The 3,821-nt window shown below is 72.2% G+C and carries 2 protein-coding genes; one reads left to right on the top strand and one right to left on the bottom strand.

What is annotated here, in order from left to right; all coding sequences use genetic code 11:
- Positions 1-85: 85 nt before the first annotated feature.
- Positions 86-1,606, bottom strand: a complete 1,521-nt coding sequence (locus tag KN815_RS46320) for a CehA/McbA family metallohydrolase (protein ID WP_216347789.1) — start codon at positions 1,604-1,606, stop codon at positions 86-88.
- Positions 1,607-1,930: 324 nt separating this feature from the next.
- Between KN815_RS46320 and KN815_RS46315 the strand changes: the two genes are divergently transcribed.
- The coding region (locus KN815_RS46315) for a bifunctional FO biosynthesis protein CofGH (protein WP_216347788.1) at positions 1,931-3,821 on the top strand (1,891 nt) is incomplete at its 3' end.

Below are 3,821 nucleotides of genomic sequence, written 5' to 3'. Positions count from 1 at the left end.
CCGAAGCCGCCTGCGCCGTCCGAAGCCGCCTGCGCCGACCGAAGCCGCCTGCGCCCGCCGAAGCCGCCTGCGCCGACCGAAGCCGTCAGTGGTCGCCGAGCCAGATCGGGTTGGTCATCGCCACCATCGGGCCGGGTATCCCCGACGCCCCGCCGTCCGCCGGGGCATGGCGCACCTCGGCGCGCACATACGCCGCGTAGGACGCCGTCGTACGCCATTCGGCCGTGAGCGTCCCGGAGTCGGGGACCGCCGTGCCGTAGAGCTGGCCCTGGTCGGTGATGAACCGCACCGAGCAGCCCGGGCCCACGCCGGAGACCTTCAGCCGGACCGTCACCTCCTCCGCGCCGCCGACCTTCAGCCGCTCGCCGATACCGGCGTGCTTACCGCGCCCGCCGACCGCCTCGAAGGTGAGGTCGATCTTCGAGGACTCGGCGATCCAGCTCCGCCCGGCCCGGATGCCCTCCTGGAGGGCGGTGCGGGACAGCTCGTCGGCGAGCACCACCGTCTGCGGCAGGCCCACGACCTGGGGCTCGCGGTGGGCGTCGCTGTGGCCGACGGCGGGCAGCCAGCGGCCCTCGCCCCGGGAGGCGGCGACCAGGGTGTTGTCCCATTCGGAGATGGTGACCTCGTCGTCCGGGGTGAAGTCCGCGTTCCACACCTCGACCGCGTCGGCCTCGTTGAAGCCGAACTTCCAGTTGCAGCCGACACAGGTGCCGTGCGGATGGGCCGGGATCACCAGGCCGCCGGCCTGCCGGACCTTGCGGGCGAACTGGCCGAAGCGGTTGTCCCGGGCGCGGTAGCGCCAGTCGATGAAGGTGCCCGGGTCGGTGCCGAGGGCCACCACATGGCCGTTACGGGTGGTGATCTCCTCACCGGTGAGGATCAGCAGGTCATCGCCCCACAGACCCTCGAACGCGGCATGCGCCGAGGTGGTGTTGTGATCGGTGGTGGTGATGAAGTCCAGCCCCGCGGCACGGGCGGCGGCGACCAGCTCGGCCGGGGTCCGCTTGCCGTCGGAGTGCACGGTGTGCAGATGCGAGTCGCCCCGGTACCAGGCGCGGCCCCGGCCCTTCGCCCGCTGCGGCGGGTAAACGGGCTTCGGGGTGGTGCCCGGGGCGCCGGACCGCAGCGTGACGGTGACCGTGTAGTCCAGGCCCTGAGGGGCGACCGTGTACGGCCCCAGCACGACATGCCAGGTGCCCGCCTGCACCGGCCCCGCCAGATAGCCGGGCGTCGCCTCCTCGGCGCTGATGGCGAACTCCGTACGGGCCCCGCCGGACCAGCCGCGGAAACCGCGCCCGCCCAGCTCCGTGCCGCGCTCGTCGAAGATGCCGATATCGCAGGCGTTCCCCTGCGTGCCGGCCGGGACGGTCGGCTTGTCGTACGTATACGACACGGCGATCTCGCGGACCCCCCGCGGCACCTCGACGGGCACATAGACGAAGTCCGGCGCGCCGGTGGGCAGATGGCCGCTGAGGGTCTTCGTCTGCTCATGGTCGTCGGCCGGGCCTGCCGCCTCGGCCTGGGTGAAGGTCATGGGATCGAGTGTCAGCACACCCGCCGCGCCCGCAAGCGCGGAGAGCCTGAGTACATCGCGTCGCTGCATGAGGGACCCCCAGAGTCGAGAGTGCCGTCCGACACTCGCGTGACACCGTTGTACGCGTGGGTGACACGCGCGGAAAGCCCTGTGGATAACTCCATGGCGACGAGGGAACGTACGCCTCTCCGCACCCACCCCGGCCCGCTCGCGCGGCGGTCCGCGGCGCGCCAAGTCCCGCCCGGGCGGCGGCCGTCGGCACCCGCCGCGTGTAGCCCGCACGTTTCACGGTGTCCTATTCCCGCCCATGGCCCGCGGCAGCCGTGATCAGACCCACAAAACCGCAGGCCCGGCCCGTCTGGCGGTGTCACACACCGCTCGTATGCTCGGAGGATGACCACGAGCGCGCAGGGAAACGAACCGGCTGCCCCGACTGGCTCCGCCGCCCCCACAGCCAACGCGATGCGCCGTGCGCTCAAGCGCGCCCGCGACGGCGTGGCACTGGACACCGCCGAGGCGGCGGTGCTGCTCCAGGCGCGCGGTGACGATCTGAAGGATCTGATGGCCTCCGCCGCCCGGGTCCGCGACGCGGGCCTGGAGGCGGCCGGCCGCCCCGGGATCATCACCTACTCGCGCAGCGTCTTCATCCCGCTCACCCGGCTGTGCCGGGACAAGTGTCACTACTGCACGTTCGCGACCGTGCCCGGCAAGCTGCGCCGCGCGGGCCACGGGATGTTCATGTCGCCCGACGAGGTCCTCGCCATCGCCCGCCGGGGCGCCGAAATGGGCTGTAAGGAAGCGCTGATCACGCTCGGCGACCGCCCCGAGGACCGCTGGCCCGAGGCGCGTGAATGGCTGGAGGCCGAGGGTTACGACGACACCATCGCGTACGTACGGGCGATGGCGATCCGCATCCTGGAGGAGACCGGCCTCCTGCCCCATCTCAACCCCGGCGCGATGACCTGGACCGACTTCCAGCGGCTCAAGCCGGTGGCCCCCTCCATGGGCATGATGCTGGAGACCACCGCCGAGCGGCTGTGGAGCGAGCCCGGCGGCCCGCACTACGGCTCGCCCGACAAGGAGCCGGCGGTAAGACTGCGCGTTCTGGAGGACGCCGGGCGCAGCTCCGTCCCGTTCACCAGCGGGCTGCTGATCGGGATCGGCGAGACGCAGGTGGAGCGGGCGGAGTCGCTGTTCGCGCTGCGCCGCGTCTCCCGCTCGTACCACGGCATCCAGGAAGTCATCATCCAGAACTTCCGCGCCAAACCGGACACCGCCATGCGGGGGATGCCGGACGCGGAGCTGGACGACCTGGTCGCCACCGTCGCCGTGGCCCGTCACATCCTGGGCCCGTCCGCCTGCATCCAGGCCCCGCCCAACCTGGTCGACGCGGAGTACGAGCAGCTCATCGGCGCCGGTATCGACGACTGGGGCGGCGTCTCCCCGCTCACCCCGGACCATGTCAACCCCGAGCGCCCCTGGCCCCAGGTGGACGAGCTGGCCGAGCGCTCCGCCGCCGCCGGGTTCAGCCTGCGCGAACGGCTCGCGGTCTACCCCGAGTACATCCAGCGCGGCGAGCCCTGGCTGGACCCCCGGCTGCTGCCGCATGTGACCGCCCTTGCCGACCCCGGGACCGGCCTGGCCCGCGAGGACGCGATCCCCGCCGGGCTGCCCTGGCAGGAGCCGGAGGAGGCGTTCAGCGCCTCCGGCCGCACCGATCTGCACCACACCATCGACACCGAGGGCCGCACCGGTGACCGCCGTAAGGACTTCGACGAGGTCTACGGCGACTGGGAGGCGCTGCGCGAGGCCGCGGCCCCCGGGATGGTCCCCTCCCGCATCGACGGCGACATCAAGTCCGCGCTGGCCCGGGCCGCCGACGATCCGACCAAGCTGACCGACCCCGAGGCGCTGGCCCTGTTCCACGCCGACGGCCCGGCGCTGGACGCGCTGTGCCGCATCGCCGACGATCTGCGCCGGGCGGCGGTCGGCGACGACGTCACCTATATCGTCACCCGGAACATCAACTTCACCAATGTCTGCTACACCGGCTGCCGCTTCTGCGCCTTCGCCCAGCGCCGTACGGACGCCGACGCCTACACCCTCTCCCTGGACCAGGTCGCCGACCGCGCCCAGCAGGCGTGGGACGTGGGCGCGGTGGAGGTCTGCATGCAGGGCGGCATCCACCCCGATCTGCCCGGCACCGCGTACTTCGACATCGCCCGCGCCGTCAAGGAGCGCGTCCCCGGGATGCATGTCCACGCCTTCTCCCCGATGGAGGTCG

It is taken from the genome of Streptomyces niphimycinicus (genome assembly GCF_018883605.1).
Classification (GTDB): Bacteria; Actinomycetota; Actinomycetes; order Streptomycetales; family Streptomycetaceae; genus Streptomyces; species Streptomyces niphimycinicus.
Note: the sequence above shows the minus strand (reverse complement) of the source record. Positions and strands in the feature narration are given on the sequence as shown.

What these genes read in the sequence shown, in the direction of transcription:
- KN815_RS46320 (WP_216347789.1), bottom strand. Translation starts at nt 1,606, where the DNA reads ATGCAGCGACGCGATGTACTCAGGCTCTCCGCGCTTGCGGGCGCGGCG.